The 14,427-nt window shown below is 62.9% G+C and carries 22 protein-coding genes; 13 read left to right on the forward strand and 9 right to left on the reverse strand.

Translation table 11 applies throughout. The annotated features are described in order from the left end of the window. Positions 1 to 49: 49 nt before the first annotated feature. The 8 genes from A3OO_RS21485 to A3OO_RS22595 form a co-directional block, all read right to left on the reverse strand. On the reverse strand, positions 50 to 1,159 hold the full coding sequence (locus A3OO_RS21485) for a site-specific integrase (RefSeq protein WP_018407893.1): 1,110 nt from the start codon (positions 1,157 to 1,159) through the stop codon (positions 50 to 52). Positions 1,160 to 1,411: 252 nt separating this feature from the next. Then, positions 1,412 to 1,693 carry a hypothetical protein gene (locus A3OO_RS0110965; RefSeq protein WP_018407894.1) on the reverse strand — a complete coding sequence of 94 codons (282 nt, stop codon included), beginning with the start codon at positions 1,691 to 1,693 and terminating at the stop codon, positions 1,412 to 1,414. Further along, complete coding sequence (locus A3OO_RS21495) at positions 1,690 to 1,932, reverse strand: hypothetical protein (RefSeq protein WP_018407895.1); 243 nt, start codon at positions 1,930 to 1,932, stop codon at positions 1,690 to 1,692. The genes A3OO_RS0110965 and A3OO_RS21495 overlap by 4 nt, the downstream gene beginning before the upstream one ends. 1 nt (position 1,933) lies before the next feature. Further along, the gene (locus tag A3OO_RS0110975) at positions 1,934 to 2,569 is read right to left on the reverse strand and encodes a J domain-containing protein (RefSeq protein WP_018407896.1); all 636 of its coding nucleotides are present in this window, start codon (positions 2,567 to 2,569) and stop codon (positions 1,934 to 1,936) included. Then, a complete protein-coding gene (locus A3OO_RS22590; protein WP_018407897.1) occupies positions 2,566 to 3,750 on the reverse strand; it encodes a recombinase RecT in 1,185 nt (394 codons plus the stop codon). Before A3OO_RS22590 ends, A3OO_RS0110975 begins: the two co-directional genes overlap by 4 nt. Next, complete coding sequence (locus tag A3OO_RS0110985) at positions 3,747 to 4,772, reverse strand: YqaJ viral recombinase family protein (RefSeq protein WP_018407898.1); 1,026 nt, start codon at positions 4,770 to 4,772, stop codon at positions 3,747 to 3,749. The genes A3OO_RS22590 and A3OO_RS0110985 overlap by 4 nt, the downstream gene beginning before the upstream one ends. Then, the gene (locus A3OO_RS0110990) at positions 4,769 to 4,996 is read right to left on the reverse strand and encodes a hypothetical protein (RefSeq protein WP_018407899.1); all 228 of its coding nucleotides are present in this window, start codon (positions 4,994 to 4,996) and stop codon (positions 4,769 to 4,771) included. Before A3OO_RS0110990 ends, A3OO_RS0110985 begins: the two co-directional genes overlap by 4 nt. Beyond that, complete coding sequence (locus tag A3OO_RS22595; RefSeq protein ID WP_051080350.1) at positions 4,993 to 5,343, reverse strand: hypothetical protein; 351 nt, start codon at positions 5,341 to 5,343, stop codon at positions 4,993 to 4,995. Before A3OO_RS22595 ends, A3OO_RS0110990 begins: the two co-directional genes overlap by 4 nt. Before the next feature lie 210 nt (positions 5,344 to 5,553). On the opposite strand from A3OO_RS22595, the gene A3OO_RS0111005 reads away from it, so the two are divergent. Continuing rightward, the gene (locus A3OO_RS0111005; RefSeq protein WP_083909754.1) at positions 5,554 to 7,164 is read left to right on the forward strand and encodes an RNA-directed DNA polymerase; all 1,611 of its coding nucleotides are present in this window, start codon (positions 5,554 to 5,556) and stop codon (positions 7,162 to 7,164) included. Between the two features lie 132 nt (positions 7,165 to 7,296). Here the strand turns inward: A3OO_RS0111005 and A3OO_RS0111010 are convergent, their stop codons facing one another. After that, complete coding sequence (locus A3OO_RS0111010) at positions 7,297 to 7,863, reverse strand: helix-turn-helix domain-containing protein (RefSeq protein WP_018407902.1); 567 nt, start codon at positions 7,861 to 7,863, stop codon at positions 7,297 to 7,299. Between the two features lie 112 nt (positions 7,864 to 7,975). On the opposite strand from A3OO_RS0111010, the gene A3OO_RS0111015 reads away from it, so the two are divergent. The 12 genes from A3OO_RS0111015 to A3OO_RS23570 all read left to right on the forward strand — a co-directional run bounded on the left by A3OO_RS0111015 (position 7,976) and on the right by A3OO_RS23570 (position 14,272). Beyond that, positions 7,976 to 8,206, forward strand: a complete 231-nt coding sequence (locus tag A3OO_RS0111015; protein WP_018407903.1) for a helix-turn-helix domain-containing protein — start codon at positions 7,976 to 7,978, stop codon at positions 8,204 to 8,206. Then, positions 8,203 to 8,346, forward strand: a complete 144-nt coding sequence (locus A3OO_RS23565; RefSeq protein ID WP_018407904.1) for a hypothetical protein — start codon at positions 8,203 to 8,205, stop codon at positions 8,344 to 8,346. Before A3OO_RS0111015 ends, A3OO_RS23565 begins: the two co-directional genes overlap by 4 nt. Positions 8,347 to 8,713: 367 nt before the next feature. Beyond that, positions 8,714 to 9,088, forward strand: a complete 375-nt coding sequence (locus A3OO_RS21510) for a hypothetical protein (RefSeq protein ID WP_018407905.1) — start codon at positions 8,714 to 8,716, stop codon at positions 9,086 to 9,088. Positions 9,089 to 9,091: 3 nt separating this feature from the next. Next, positions 9,092 to 9,391: a hypothetical protein gene (locus tag A3OO_RS0111030; RefSeq protein ID WP_018407906.1), complete on the forward strand. Its 300-nt coding sequence runs from the start codon at positions 9,092 to 9,094 to the stop codon at positions 9,389 to 9,391. Between the two features lie 12 nt (positions 9,392 to 9,403). Next, complete coding sequence (locus A3OO_RS0111035; protein WP_018407907.1) at positions 9,404 to 9,901, forward strand: hypothetical protein; 498 nt, start codon at positions 9,404 to 9,406, stop codon at positions 9,899 to 9,901. Between the two features lie 7 nt (positions 9,902 to 9,908). Continuing rightward, positions 9,909 to 10,163 carry a hypothetical protein gene (locus tag A3OO_RS0111040; RefSeq protein WP_018407908.1) on the forward strand — a complete coding sequence of 85 codons (255 nt, stop codon included), beginning with the start codon at positions 9,909 to 9,911 and terminating at the stop codon, positions 10,161 to 10,163. Next, positions 10,144 to 10,695, forward strand: coding sequence for a hypothetical protein (locus tag A3OO_RS0111045; protein WP_018407909.1), 552 nt, complete (start codon positions 10,144 to 10,146; stop codon positions 10,693 to 10,695). The genes A3OO_RS0111040 and A3OO_RS0111045 overlap by 20 nt, the downstream gene beginning before the upstream one ends. Beyond that, complete coding sequence (locus A3OO_RS0111050) at positions 10,692 to 10,997, forward strand: hypothetical protein (protein ID WP_018407910.1); 306 nt, start codon at positions 10,692 to 10,694, stop codon at positions 10,995 to 10,997. The genes A3OO_RS0111045 and A3OO_RS0111050 overlap by 4 nt, the downstream gene beginning before the upstream one ends. Then, positions 10,994 to 11,668, forward strand: coding sequence for a TRM11 family methyltransferase (locus tag A3OO_RS0111055; protein ID WP_018407911.1), 675 nt, complete (start codon positions 10,994 to 10,996; stop codon positions 11,666 to 11,668). Before A3OO_RS0111050 ends, A3OO_RS0111055 begins: the two co-directional genes overlap by 4 nt. Next, positions 11,665 to 13,113 (forward strand): replicative DNA helicase, encoded by a 1,449-nt coding sequence (locus A3OO_RS0111060; RefSeq protein WP_018407912.1) that lies wholly within the window; start codon positions 11,665 to 11,667, stop codon positions 13,111 to 13,113. Before A3OO_RS0111055 ends, A3OO_RS0111060 begins: the two co-directional genes overlap by 4 nt. Beyond that, positions 13,107 to 14,138: a DUF1376 domain-containing protein gene (locus A3OO_RS22600; RefSeq protein WP_018407913.1), complete on the forward strand. Its 1,032-nt coding sequence runs from the start codon at positions 13,107 to 13,109 to the stop codon at positions 14,136 to 14,138. The genes A3OO_RS0111060 and A3OO_RS22600 overlap by 7 nt, the downstream gene beginning before the upstream one ends. Further along, on the forward strand, positions 14,135 to 14,272 hold the full coding sequence (locus tag A3OO_RS23570; RefSeq protein ID WP_018407914.1) for a hypothetical protein: 138 nt from the start codon (positions 14,135 to 14,137) through the stop codon (positions 14,270 to 14,272). The genes A3OO_RS22600 and A3OO_RS23570 overlap by 4 nt, the downstream gene beginning before the upstream one ends. The last annotated feature ends 155 nt before the right edge of the window (positions 14,273 to 14,427 follow it).

Consider the following 14,427-nt stretch of genomic DNA (forward strand, 5'->3'; position numbering starts at 1 on the left):
ACTAACTAAACCGCTTATTTGGCAGCGGGCCGCTTAGCAGAAGTGTTGATTAGTGTGCCCGCCGCCCAATCGCCTCGACAGCGCCTTTCTGGTGGTCGGGATGGTGATGCCCGTAATTGGTCTCCAGCATCTCGACCGTCATCCCAAGATAACCCGCAGCCTCCCACAGGTCGCAACGATTCTGCATGAGCCATGTCGCTGCTGTGTGCCGAAGCGTGTGCGGCGAAACGCCCTCAAGCCTAGCGTCGGCTGCCGATCGGGCAAATGCCTTGTTGACGCGGCCGACGGGCTTCCCACCCCACTCGACGACAGCGGTTTCGCACAGTCCAACGCGGACCCATCGGCGCATGTGTGCCAGTAAGCGGGCAGGGAGGCGGACGGGCGGCTGTCGTTTCTTCGTCTCTCGGGCGCCAACGGCGCGCCGATAGAAAACGCCAGCATTGAGATCGATGTAGCCGCGACCAGACAGTCGATCGAGCGAGGCGCCGCAGATCGCGCCGGCGCGTGTGCCAGTGTAGAGCCCAACAAGAATGAAGCGCGCGATGTGTTTGCGCGTAGCCCTGACGGTCTCTCCGTCGCTGTTGGCGTCCTTCTGCCGAGCGCGCCACGCCGCCCACAACAGTCTTGCGGCCTCCGGACGCGTTAGCCAGCGCTCGCGTGGCCGCGGCTTCTCAGGCAACACCACCTCGACAACTTCGGAGCAGAGTCCCTCGCGACGGTGGTGGTTGATCGCTGCGCGCAGATCCTCGAGCTCGCGTCGTGCGGCGGCCTGATGGCCTCGGGCCGATGCATATGCGCGGCACAGCGCGCCGTTGATTGCGGAGAGCGGCTTGTCGCCGAAGATCCCGAGCAGTTCGGTTACGCGTTGCGCCGTCTCCTTTGGCCGGGAGTGGTTGGGTGCGATGTCGGCGAGATAGATGCTGAGGACGTCTGCGATTGGGATTTGAGAGGGAACACGACTCCCGGTTCGCTCGGGAGTGTATTTGGCTGCGATGTAGCGGCCGAGCGCTTCTTCAGCGCCGCGGCGGTCGCCAGCGCCGCAGCCTGTGCTCTCTTCATGCGTTCCGTCTCGGATGAGCCAGACGGCGGGCCGGAGACGCTCGCCGGTCTTGCGTGCGGGCCGGAGCCACAAGCGTGCGCCTTTGCTGGGACGCGACATAGCTTCCTCATTTCCTCGATCGCCGCCAGGGTGACGAAATCCTTGCCCGCCACGCGCTCGATGACAAGACGGCCACGGGCCGCCTCCCTCCGCAACCCGGCGACAGTCATGCCGCCGGCAGGGAAGGCCATTCTCACGGCATCGGCGAGTCGTAATGGCGCGGTGGGGCAGGGGGCGCTCCCAAACGCGCCCCAGTGATCACAGGCGCTGGTCACGAGATGACCTCGGAGAGTGGGGAGGAGAGCCTGGAAGTCACGTCCGCGTCTTCCTCGGATGCAGGCGATGCCACTCTCGCTCGCCGTAGGCGCGGAAAAATTCTGGCGACCGGACGCTGGAGAGCGCGGCGATCAATTTGCCGTATTCCTGCTCGCCGAACGCCTCGTAGAACTGCGGCGACCAGACCGGATTGGCGTGATCCCATTCCGTGCGACTAAAGCGCGTTCCGGTCGCAATGTTGTAAAGGGCGTCTCCGGCGCGCGTGATCGCCCGACCGATCGTGCAGGCGAGTTCGGAGAGGCGAAGGAGAGCTTTCATCTAGGCGACTCGACGATGGGTTCAAACGCCGTGCAGACCGGGCGTCCATCTGCGTCGAATGTCCACTCGGAAGGATATCGTTCGTCGTCGATGGTCAGAGCCATCGTGTTCGCTACGATCTCGCACCCGTCATTGTTCTGCGGGTCTCTTTGGAACGCGTCGTCGCGCCTGCAGCGGTCGCAGAACCGCTCCATGAACGCCAATCCTTCAGAGCCGTTGGAGGGGCGGAATTTCTTCATCCTAACGGCCCTCGATCCCGCGCCGCGCCGCGGCGCGCGCTTCGTTCAGCTCGGCCATTGCGGCGTTCGAGCCGCCGCTGTCAGGATGGGCCCTGCGCGCCGCCAAGCGAAACGCGGACTCGATTTCTGATCGCGTGGCGTTCTGTCGAACGCCGAGAATCTCCCACCAGGACTTCGGAGCCGGCAGGGCGGCAAAGCCTGAAAACATCTCGCGCACGCTCGCGACGCCGTGGCGCTCGATCGCGCGCGTCGCCTCAATGTGCGCAGCAATCGCGGCGATGTTGCCGGCGACGGTCGTGTAGGTATCGCACGGGAGGCAATGCGGGCTTCCGCCAAGCTCGAAATAGACGGCGACTCCGGGGTCGGCGGGCTCTCGCTGTCCGGATCGCGGCATCCCGTCGAGGCGGGTTTCAAGGTTCGAGCTGATGACCGGAAATCTTGCGCCTATGCGATCGAGCTCTTCCTGCAATCGGCGACGCGCCTCGGCGACGGTGATGTCGCTCGTCGCCATCCATGAGCAATTTGGATTGGACGACGAATATTGTCGCTCCTTGCGATTGAACCGCGTCTGCTTACGCGCCGACGCCGGCCGGCGCGCGCGGGCTTGCGGCCATTGAAGCGGGTAGGCCTGCGTCACGCCCGCCCCCGCTTCCTGCCGGCTCCTTCGTGCTGCGCCCACCACGCCTCGAAGCCCTCGCGAAAGTCCGCAAGCTCGTCATCTTCGGCGATGTGCGCAGGCGGCCGGTCCTTGGGCGTGCCCTTCTCGGCGGCGGTCCATCCTTCGCGCCAGGCGCTCGACTTTCCGGCAAAGGGATCATCGTCTGCGACGCGCGAGCGATCATCGTCGGCTACGCGGGAGCCCTCTTCAGGAGCGGCCGCAGCGGCGCCGCTGGCGTGCATGTCGGGGGGCCGTTTTCCGCCGGCTGCCTCCGCTGCGGCCTCCTGAGGCGCGGGCTGCTTCGGTTGGCCCGCGTCAGTCTCTTGCGCCGGCGCTACGCCGGCGTCGTGTCCAATCACCTCGCCCGTCTCGGGATCGACGCCCGCCAATGCGTCAAGGCGGCCGGCGAGCGTCTTTGGGCGCGAGGTCTCTTCCTGCGCCTGCCCGCGCGCGCCGTCGAAGTCATATAGGGCGTCATCGCGACGAATCAGGTCATCGAGATCGGTCGAAATCGGCAGGCGCTTGGCGAGGCGGCGAAGGGCGCTCTTCTTCGCCATCTCCTCCCACCAGTCGACCCAGGGTCCTTTATCTTTGGATTTGCTGGCGCTTCTGATCTTCTCGATGTCGTCAGGCGAGAGCGGCTCGACCTCGATCGAACCGTCTTTGAGTTTCGCCATTGCGAAGACGCGGCGGACGATATTTCGGTCCTGTTCCTCGCCGGCCTCGTATTCGATGTGCTCGCCGTTATCGTCGATCCAGTTGCGGAACTTATCGCCTGCATAAACGACGCGCGCGACGATCGTCGAAAGCTCGCCGCTGTTGCGGACCTTCTTGAGAATTCCGGCGATCATCGGCATCCACTGAACCTTTTTGATCCAGCGTTCCTCGCCTCGTTCCTTGATCTTCGTGTTGTAGATGACGAGCGCGCCTTCGCGACCGTCGGGCAGCAAGCCGTCCTGGGCCGCCTTCATCGCCGATTCGAACAGCGAGATTCTGTCGGCCTGCAGAAGGTCGCGATTGCCGATCACCGCGGTCATGACGACGCGGACGAAGCGCTCGACGGGAATGTGCGCCGGCAGCGCCATTTTGAAGTCACTCTCGCGATTGGCGATCTGAGCCTTGAATTGCTCGACGGCGTCTTTCTGAGCGAGGGCGTTCATGCTCTCGCTTCCTTCACTTTGACGGCGCGGTACTGGCTCGGCTGGACCGTGTAGCCGGCGCGACGGATCGTCTTCGCCTCGATCAGGCGTCCGTCGGCCAGCCGGCCGCGCGCCGCATTGCCGAGCAGATGGATGATCTCGGCGTCGTAGACCTTGCGCTGCTTCGCCGCGTCGGCGCCGTCGGCCTCCCGCTTCTTCAATTCGTCGCGGGCGCACATGATCTCGACGATGCGCGCATTGCCGGAGAGGTCGATCTCGCCGCCGTCGTCGTCGGCGAAGAGATTCGCGATCAACGCGCCGTCGCGCGCGAAGTCCGGCGGATAGGGATCGTTCTCGGCGACGCGCCGCCAGAAGTCTTTCACCGCAGCGCGAACGCGCGTCATGACGCCGGCGTGGAGCGGAACCTCGATCAGCGGCATGTCAACGCCATGCCCGACGACGAGCGGCGCGACCGCCGCCCACTGCGCGCCGATGAGCGTCGCCTCGATGATCGCCTGCACGGCGATCCAGACCGGCGGCTCCGGCCCGTCGCCCGTGTTGTCGACCATCCATTTGCGGCGGAAGACGCTCGCCTCCACGCTCTTGATCTGCACCGCGCCGAGCCCGCGCGTCGGATCGGTCACAAGCGCGTCGGGCGTCGCGCCGATGCGCGCCTGCGGGTCGCGGTAGTAGACGCGGTTCTGACCGGCGTTGTGGATCACGGTCCAGTCGGGCTGGTCCTCGCGCAGGAGTTCGATTGCGACGGGCTCGAGCAGGCGCCCGCGCTTCATCGGCGCCGTCTCTTCGGAATCAGCCTCGATCATTCCGGACTTCGCCGCGAAGAGCCCGAAGGGCGTCTCCCATGCATGGGCGTTGAGGAGCGCGGCGGCGACGCTCGCCGTAATGTCTTTCGAGCGCAGCGCGCGCCACGTCGCGTCATCGGGACAGGGAACCCGCGAGACGCCCTGCGGCGGTGAAAGCTGTTCCACGACGGCCGCGGCGGCGGAACCAAGGGAGGTTTGCGGAAAGGTTGCGATCGTCATGCCGCCTTCTCCACGACGGGCGCAATGACGCCCTCGCGCATGATCGCGTTGAAGGCTTCGCAGGCTCGCTCCGCGCGCTCGGCGAACTCGGGCTCGATGTGGAAGTCGGCGTCGTCGAGCGTCTTTTCGCCATCCGCGCTGTCATGAACAGTGAATTTCGTTCCGCTGAAGCGAAGCTCGGGCGCTCCGTAGATGTGGAAGCAGGAGAGCGAGTTGTTTCTCACGCCGCGATCTCCTCGGCCGGCGCGGCGCGCTTCTCCATTCGACGCTTTGCTGCTTCCGCGAGTTCGAGGCAGGCGAGATAACGGGGTCGGTTGTGGGAATAGTGATTGATGCGCTTGCGTTCGCTCGCGGCGCGCTCCTCGGCGCGGGCGCGAATGTCGGCGTCGTTCATTTTGAAGACGTCGCCGAAGTCGATATTGAGCGCGCGGGAGGCGGTGTCGCGATAGAGCCAGTTGCTATCGACGAGGCGCTGCGCGGCCGCATCAAACGCCATCAGCGCGGCGGCGTGGCACTCCTTGGCGATGCGCTCCATCGCGCGCTCGAGGGCTGAAAGCGGCTGGTCGGACATCCATCCCTCCTTCCGGAATGATCCGGATTGGAGGATTATTCCCCATTTTGGGGAATTATGCAACCCCATAATGGGTAATCGGTCCTGTCCAGTTAAGCTCGGATAGGATGCACGAGTAGCAGGATGTTGCCGGAGCCATCGGGCCGTAAGACTACGGTAAAAGGTGTTTACTTCTCACCCTTGGATCCGCCTGCAAATGAGGACTGATTCATGATTTCGGAGGCAAGCGTTCGGCGCGCTATAGATCACCTTGGATCATTTGGAGATACAGATCTCTTCCCACGATTGCCGGAGATGCGCTGTTTCCTCGAGCGCCCCAAAACTACCGCCAAAGACTGCGAAAACTTAAACCTGAGGCATTACACACCCGGAGGGACTCTCGAAACACTGACGCCCAAATCGTGGCTGGGGTTCAGGATCGCTCACCAGCTTTCTGCATCCGATAACGTGATCTATCTTGCCGCGCTTCTGGATTGCGCTCCTTACCTCGAATCGGTTCGGTTACCCAAGGATGACAATGAGGCGTTTGCGTACCGCTTCTCCGAAGGCGAGTCTCCAAGGATATTTGAGCCGGCTCGTGGCTATCACCAGTGGCTGGCCTATCTCTCGGAGTTCGGCGGTCCAGAGAATCCTTTTGCTGAAGATCGTCCGGCCATTATCACAGATATCTCGGACTTTTATCAACGTATATACTTCCATAGGATCGAAAATGTATTGCAAGATGCTGGGTGCCCCAAGGGGCCGTCGGCCCTGGTAAAGAAAATAATCAAGACGACCCGCGCAAGGCAGTCGTACGGCTTGCCTGTCGGGAGCACCGCTTCGCGATTACTAGCAGAATGCCTACTGAACGACACGGACATGCTCTTGAAGAACATGGGTGTTAGATTCACCCGGTTCGTTGACGATTTTCGAATTGCGGTGCCTTCCGGAATGGAGGCGCATTCGATTTTATGCCAATTGGCTGAACACTTAATGGTTACTGAGGGATTGTCCCTAAACGTTACCAAAACAAAAATGACTACCGTTAGGGAACTTGAACGCTCTTCAAGGGAACGTCTGCAAGATGTATTTACTAATGCTGAAATGGAAAAAATGCAGGCGCTGATTACATTGAGCTACGGTGAGGACGATGCGCCACGAGACGAAGATATCGTCTCAAATCCTTTTATTTCAGCGGAGTTCTTATTGCAGAAGCTGGACGAGATTGGTGATAAGAGGCGTATTGACCTATCGGTTTTCAAGGCCATCCTTCGGGCGTTACGGTTTTTGCCGGGCATTGATGCGGTCCGCCTGCTTGAGAGGCACGCGGACCTGCTTTACTATGTGCCTCGTGAATATTGCCTAGCGCTCAGCGCGGCGTCCAAGCAAGATGGCTTTGCCGTCGATCAAGTGAAAGCGAGAGTTATTGAGTTACTTGCTATGCCACCCTACTCGGACCTAGCATATGTTCGATCTTGGCTGCTGTATCTCTTTGTTGATGGCACAATTCCCGTATCACTTGCCGATTGGCGCTATTATGATTTTAATAGAAGCGTAATCGAGCGCCGCTCTCATTTCTTTTTGCGTGGTCTGGCGAACGACCGCGCATTTTTCCGCGCGCAAAAAACCCAGCTCGGATCCTTGAGCGAATGGGAAAAGCCAGCCGCCCTGATGGCCGCGATGTGCCTGCCCGAGGACGAATACAAGAGCTGGCTATCAGTTGCAGCGTCGCAGCTTTCAAGCCCGTTTGCTGCCACGTACACGAACTGGTTGCGCGATCGATACGGCGCTCTCGTCCTGCTGCTATCTGAACCGCATCAACCCGTTTGCACAGACCTTTAGCGACAGTGGGCGCACATTCAAGTAGATCGCGACTGGAGAAGCACGAGATCTGCAAACCCATTGAGTGCCGACGAATGCAAGCCGAAGGCCGGGTTAAAGAGATTCATCCCGCGGCGAGCCCCGTCCATAAACCTATCGCGGAACCATCTGTTTAACTCGCGCCGCCCAGATCACAGTGGCATCATAAATTGGCGGCTCGGTGTTTGATATCAGGTCGTATTTGCCATTGCGCTGGCCTCTCTTGAGCTTCTTAACGAGGACGCGTTGATCATCGAGCCCGATGACGCAAAGCTTTCCGATCAGATCACTCGTCACCGGCTCGCGCCGCTGATCGTAAAAAATCAGCCAGCGATCGAACAGCTCCCCAAGCGAAGTTCCCCGAATCTCAACCGCGACGGTTTCATCAGTCGCTCCATCCGGCGCCTCAACCTCATCGAACGGGCCTTGTCCCAAGTCGAAAAACGCTTCCGCGCCGGCGCCAACGTAGCCGACCACAGGGACAACTCTTGAAACCTCTTCGATTACGTCGGCCTCTCGAACACCAAATGCGCGGGCGGCTCTGGCGATGTAATCGGCAGTCAAACGGCGGTCGCCGTCTTCAACTTTGACGTAGCCGCCTTTCGACAGACCCATCGCATCGGCCGCCTGCTGCTGCGTCATCCTCGCGGCCTTTCGAAGCGCTTTCAGATTATTCCCCATAAAGGGGATACTGACGCGCTCCGCTGTCGCCTGCGTCTCCCATTATGGGGAACTTTCTGCTTGACCATGTTCCCCAAATTGGGGAATATAGCTGAGGCGCGGACGGAGCGGCATGAAACTCCTGGATTACCTGAAGCTCAACGAGATCGCTGACGAAGCCTTCGCGGCAGAGTTCGACGGAGAGATCTCGGCAAGCGCCGTTCGCAAATGGAAATACGGCGAACGCAACCCGCGGCTTCCTGAGCTTGTTCGCATCGAGGAGATCACCAACGGCGCAGTTACGGCGCGCGACTTCCTGCCCGATCAGCCGACACAAACCGACCTCACCGAGGCCGCGTCATGACCGAACCGGACGACGTTCGCTCATTCAGTACGCCCGCATCGCTCGCGATCATCGGCGCCGCCGCCGTCGCGTCCGCAGCGCTCGGCGTCGCGCTCTACTTCCTCGTGCTGATGCTCGACGCCGCGCTTGGAGGCGGCTGACTAAGAGTTTCCGGGTGTGCTCCCGGGAAAGCGCGCGCCGCAGCGCTGAGTGCGGTGTTTTTCCCAGTCCTTGAAACTCCCCGGCGCTTCGGCGTCGGGGCCTTTCAGGGCGGCGCAAGTTTCATGGGTTCGCCACGTCACGCAATCCGTGGCGGAGACTCGAATGGAAGCGAGGATCCAATCGAGAAGGCGGGCGCCGGCGCTTTGAAGCCGGCGACCGCACCAGCGGGGAAGGCAAAAGGTCACGCGTTCCTTCCCGCGTTGGCGTTCGAATTCGGCGACGCGCTTGAGCCGCCAAGCAGAGCGCGTCGGAGAGGGAGATTGATGGCTCCTCATGTCCTGGGTTTTGGCATGAGGAGCTTTGCAGATGTGCAAAAAGCCTTTGCATGAGGAGCAAATGACGAGCGCGGTGAGCGAGGCGAGAGAGTGGGCGAAATGGCTCGTTCAGCGCGAGACGCGCGGCCCCGGCGATCTCGAAAACGCCATGCGCAGGCTCGAGGCGCGCTACGGCGTGCCGTTCTCGACGCTCTGGGCGCTCCGCTACCGGCCGCCGAAGGACATCTTCGTCGGCGTCTACGAGGCGCTGCGCGACGCCTATCTGGCCGAACACGAAAAGCAAGAACGGCTTCTTCGACATGAACGAGAAATCACCGAAGCGAAAAGCAGGATTTCTTCGGCTTTTGTCCGCGCTGGCGCTGCGTTGGCTCGCGCGGCTGATGTTCTGGAGCGCGAGGACGACTGACCGATGCTTCGACGCGCTCTCCCTAATCGCCGCGCGCATGAGGCGCGCCAGTTCGAATTTCGGGGCGCGCCTTATACCGTCGGCGTCGGACGGTTCGAGGACGGCGCGCTCGCCGAAGTCTTCATCGACTGCGCCTCCAAGGTAATGCTGCCGCTTGGCGACGACGCCAAGGCCGCGGTCTGTCTTTCGATCGCTCTGCAATATGGCGCGCCAGCTGACGTCATCCGCAAAGCGGTGACCCGCACCACGGACGGCGCCGCGACCGGGATCATCGGCGCAGCGCTCGATCTTCTGGAGTCTTAGGAGGAGGACGGCATGTCGGAAACAGAAAAGCTCGTCAACAAGAAGCAATTCGGGGCGCTCATCAAGGCGGCCGATCAGGCGAAGACGAAGGTCGCGAGCGTAAACGGCGAGATCGGCGAGCGCATCAAGCATGCCGTCGAGAACGGCAATCTGCACGCTGGCGCCTTCAAGGCGATCCTGAAGCTCTATCGGATGGACTCGGAGAAGCGGGACGCGTGGCTGCGCTCCTTCGACGCCTATCGCGACATGGCGGGCGAGCTGAACCTCTTCGAGGAGCATGTCGGCGATCTCGACGATATGGCGCGACGCGACACGCAGAAGGAAGCGGAAGAGGCCGAGGCGGCGCAGGTCGCCGAAAACGTCGAGCGGCTGGAGAACGGCATTTCGCAGCTCAGCGATGAAGAGCGCGAGTTCGACGACGCGACGTCGAGCAAGCCGTCGCGGCGGCGCGCGAAGAAATCGGAAGACGACGGCGCCGACGAAAAGGCCGGGACTTACTCCTACCAGTGAGGAAACGATGGCGAAATTTTACGTCACGACCAACATGAAGAACAACGACAAGCATTTCCAATTTGTCTTCGACACGATGGAAGCTGCGTCGGTTGACGAGCTGGTCGAGCTTCTCGACTCCGGCAAGACGGTCATCGGCAGCAAACGCATCGGGAGCGGCCCTGAATCCGGATCGGTTCGCCTCTCTCTCAACAGCTCCATCGTCGGCATGATCCAGGATTTCGTTCCGAGACCGAGGGGCGATGCTGATACTCGCGCTTGATATCGCGACCTACTGCGGATTCGCGCTCGGGCGCGCGGGGGAAATCCCGGCGTCCGGCTCCGTGCGCCTGAAGCGCCCGGGCGAGCCAGCGGACGTCGCGGCGTTCAACATGCGCTGCTTTCTGCGGGACAGGCTGATGCTCGAGCGGCCGGACCTCATCTGCATCGAGCACTATCTCAACCCCGTCGCGCAGAAGAGCGCGGACGCCGTGATCCTGCAGCTCATGTGCTTCGGCGTCGCGGTGGCGGAGGCGATGGCGCGGGACATCCGGCACGAGAAGCCGGCGGCCTCGACGGTGCGGAAGCATTTCATCGGCGCCGCCAACAAGGGCGAGCGCAAGGCGACAAAGGCGGCGGTGCTGAACCGCGCCCGCGCGCTCGGCTATATCCCCCGCGATTGCATCGACGACAATCGCGCCGACGCCTGCGCGATATGGGATTACGCAGCGGCGACCTATGCGCGCGTGCGGCCTTCGAAGCTCGTGATGTTCGACGAGATCCCCGGCGCGGCGCATCCGGAGGCGCGCCAATGATTGCTCGCGCGTCGCAAACGATCGCTCGCGCGTCGCAGACGATTTCCGACGCCTCGCAACTCAGCGCCTTGCAGACGGCCATAGGGCTCGCGCACGGCCGCGTGCGGCTGACGCGCGGCGAGCAGGAAGTGTTCGAACGCCACATCGGCGCCATTCGCGCGCGCATCGAGCGCGCTGCCGCGCGGCGGGAGTCGAACGGAACGGACATCACTGAGATCGTCGAGGCGCTCTTGAATGTCTGCCCCGGCGGCGCGGTCAAAGACCGGGCGCTGGCGTGGCTCGTAGCGAGGGGAACGCAATGATGAGCGCACCCCTCGAAAAGCGCGAAAAGCGTGCGCATGTCTTCAAGCGCGACGCGCTCGACTTCTATGTCGAGGAGCGGCGCGCGAGCGAAGCGCTTTTTGCCGTCGAGAAATTCGTCGGCCCGGTTTGGGATCCAGCCTGCGGCAGCGGGAACATTGTGCGCGCCGCCCACGAGGCCGGACTTCAAGTCTCGGGCTCAGACCTGCGCGAGCGCATGGGAGACGATTTGCGGCGCTTCTTCGCCGGCGTCTTCGACTTCACTCATGCGATCAATCCGGCGCATCTTCCTCTCGATTCCTGGCACGCTGCCAACATCGTCACCAACCCGCCGTTCTTTCGCGGCAAGGGGACCGAGGCCTTCATCCGCAAGGCGCTGCAGATCGCTGAAGGCAAGGTCGCGGTCTTCGCCTCGATCAAGTTCCTTGCCGGCGCGCAGCGAGCGAATGGGCTATTCGCCGACCATTGCCCGCATCGGATCTGGGTCATCACGCCGCGCGTGTCATGCCCGCCGGGCGAATATCTATTGTCCGGCGGAAAGGCGGGGCAGGGGACCGACGATTGGGTTTGGCTGGTCTGGGATCTAACCGCGCCGCCTGCGACGACGGCGCAGTTCGGCTGGCTCCGCAAGCCTGACGCTGAAAAGAAGAGCGCGCAGGCGCGCGCCGCATGACAGCCCATGCCCTCGCGCCTAACGACGCGCTTCCCTGTTTGATCGAAGCGGAGCAGGCGCTGCTCGGCGCCATCCTGCTCAATCCGGATGCGCTCACCTATGTGCAGGGCTTTTTCGAAGGCCGGCACTTCAGCGAGCCGCTGCACAAGGCGATCTATCAGGCCGCGCTCGACATCGCCGGATCAGGACGCGCGCCGACGCTCATCGCCATCGGGGCGGAGCTTTCAAGACTCGAATTGCCGGCCAATGCGCCGCCGCTGCGCGCCTATCTTGCACGGCTCGCAGTGGAAGCCCCGAACGTCATCAACGCGCGCGACTACGCCGAGATGATCGTCGACGCCTGGGCGCGTCGCGAGCTCATCGGCCTGGCAGAGGCGACGGCGGCCGCGGCGCGCGCGCCCGGCGTCGGCCGGCTGCGCGAAACGCTCGACGATCTCGACGCCGGCGTCATCGGCCTGCGCAACGCCGCTGCGACGAGAGACGAGCTCGATCGCTCGACGCTCGCCGGCGGACTCGCCGACGTCATCTCCGACGCCGAGGCGCATGCCGCGGGAGACGCCCGCCCGATTCCCTCGACGGGCTTCGTCGACATCGACAGAGCGATTGCCGGCGGGTATCGCCCCGGACGCCTCTATGTAATCGCCGGGCGCCCCGGCTGCGGCAAGACGGTCTTTATGTGCGCCTCGGCGAGGCGCGTCGCACGGCCACGCGAGGGCCGCCCGCAGTTCGGCGTCGACATCTATTCGCTCGAGATCGATCGCCGGGAGCTTTCCGCCCGCATGGCGGCGAACGCCATGGCCGCGGGCGTCTCGCCGCTCGATTACAGCGACATCCTCTCCGGCAAGATTGAGTCCGAGGACATCGAGCGCCTGCGCAACATCGAGCGGAGCTTCTCGCGCTTCGCGCTCACCGTTGACGCGACGCCGCAGCTCGCCGCCGAGCAGATCGAGGCGCGCGCCAAGCGCACGAAGCAGCGGCTCGAGCGCCAAGGCAAGACGCTCGACGTCGTCTTCGTCGACTATCTGCAGATCATGAAGTTTGGCGAGCGCTACCGCGGGCGCCGAGTGGACGAGATCGGCGAGGCGACCGCCAGCCTCAAAGCTATGTCGAAGCGCCTCGAGGTCGCCGTGGTTCTTCTGTCTCAGCTCTCGCGCGAGGTCGACAAGCGCGACGACAAGCGACCGCAGCTTTCGGATCTTCGCGACTCAGGCACCATCGAGCAGGACGCCGACGTCGTCATCGGGCTCTATCGCCCCGCCTATTACGACCAGCGCAATCCCAAGGTGATCGACGGCACGGATCCGGAGGCTGTCGAGATCGCCGCGGCCCGCGCCAACGATCTCGAAGCGATCCTTCTCAAGAACCGGCTCGGCCCGACGAAGGCGATCAATCTCTACTGCGACGTCGCGCGCAGCTTCATCGATAACGGAGCAAAGCAATGGTGAATGCGGCGCCCGAACCTCTCGTCGCGCCGGAAGTCGATCTCCGTGACTTCCCTTACATGCCGCTCGACGTCGTGCGGCTGCGCGACTGCGACCTCTCAGCGAGCGCGACGGGCGAGGAGTTCCGCGCCGCCGTGCTTCTTTGGTGCGCGTCCTGGCATCAGATACCTGCCGCAAGCCTGCCTGACGATGACGCGGTTCTCTCGGCGCTCGCCGGCTACGGGCGAATCGTGAAGGAGTGGCTGAAGGTCAAGCGAGGGGCGTTACGTCACTGGGTGAAATGCAGCGACGGAAGGCTCTATCACCCGACTGTCGCAGAGAAGGCGAACGAAGCATGGGAGGCGAAGAAGAAGCAACGTGACAGAACCGCCGCAGCACGCAACGCGCGTCTGTCGTCAAAACACAAAAACGCAACCACAGAGGATGCAACATCGCCAGTGACAAGTTCTGTTACAGAAACTGTAACAAGCTCCAAGGGAGAAGGAAGGGAGAAGGAAGGGAGAATAGATTCGGATAACCTTCCAGCGAGTCAGCTTACGGCCCGCGCGCGCGCGAGCTCAGCCGAGCTCGATTTGCGCAAGGCGATCGTCGACGTTTACGCGGCGTACGGCGCTGCAATTCCGCCGGAAACTGGCCACGCCGCCGTGTGGCTGGCGCAAGGCTATCCGCCCGAACTCTGCCTCTCGGTCGTTCGCTCGAAGATGCCGGGCGCTCGCGACAAGGGCCTGAAATGGTTCGACAAGGCCATCGCCGAGGCGGCTTCGGTCAAAGCTCCGCAGCCGAGGCGATCGGAGCCGCCGGATGATCCGAGCGATCCGCTCGTCGATCTCGGCGGATCGAAACGCCGCGAGAGCGAAATCCGAAAACACCTCGCGGCTTGGCTCGACGACAAGCGAAAAAATACCTGGAACACGATTGCGTTCGGCTTTTCGCCGGACGATCCCGGTTGCCGCGTGCCGACGGGAATCCTCGCCGAGTTCGGACTGCGGCGCGTGCCCTATCCGGTCGACGACGAGGCCGCGGCATGACGCTCGCGAACCTCTATCCGGAGCGCCTCTGGCGCGTCGAGCGCCGCGTGATCCGCTCGCGCATCCCCGTCGTTGTTCGCCGGCGCAGCGACAAACCGCTGGACTGGACGAAAGCGCTGAAGGAGGCGGCATAATGGCTCGGGCTGGAAGAGCGAGGAAAGCCGGCGCACGCGAGCGGAACGGGCGAATTCAGCGTCCTACTACGGTCGCTCAGATCGAGGCGGCAGAGGCCGAGCAGCGACGCCATGAAATGTCGGTGGTGCTCGCTCAGCCGCACCGGCGCGGCGAT

Origin of the sequence: Methylocystis rosea SV97 (genome assembly GCF_000372845.1) — a bacterium.
Taxonomy (GTDB): Bacteria; Pseudomonadota; Alphaproteobacteria; order Rhizobiales; family Beijerinckiaceae; genus Methylocystis; species Methylocystis rosea.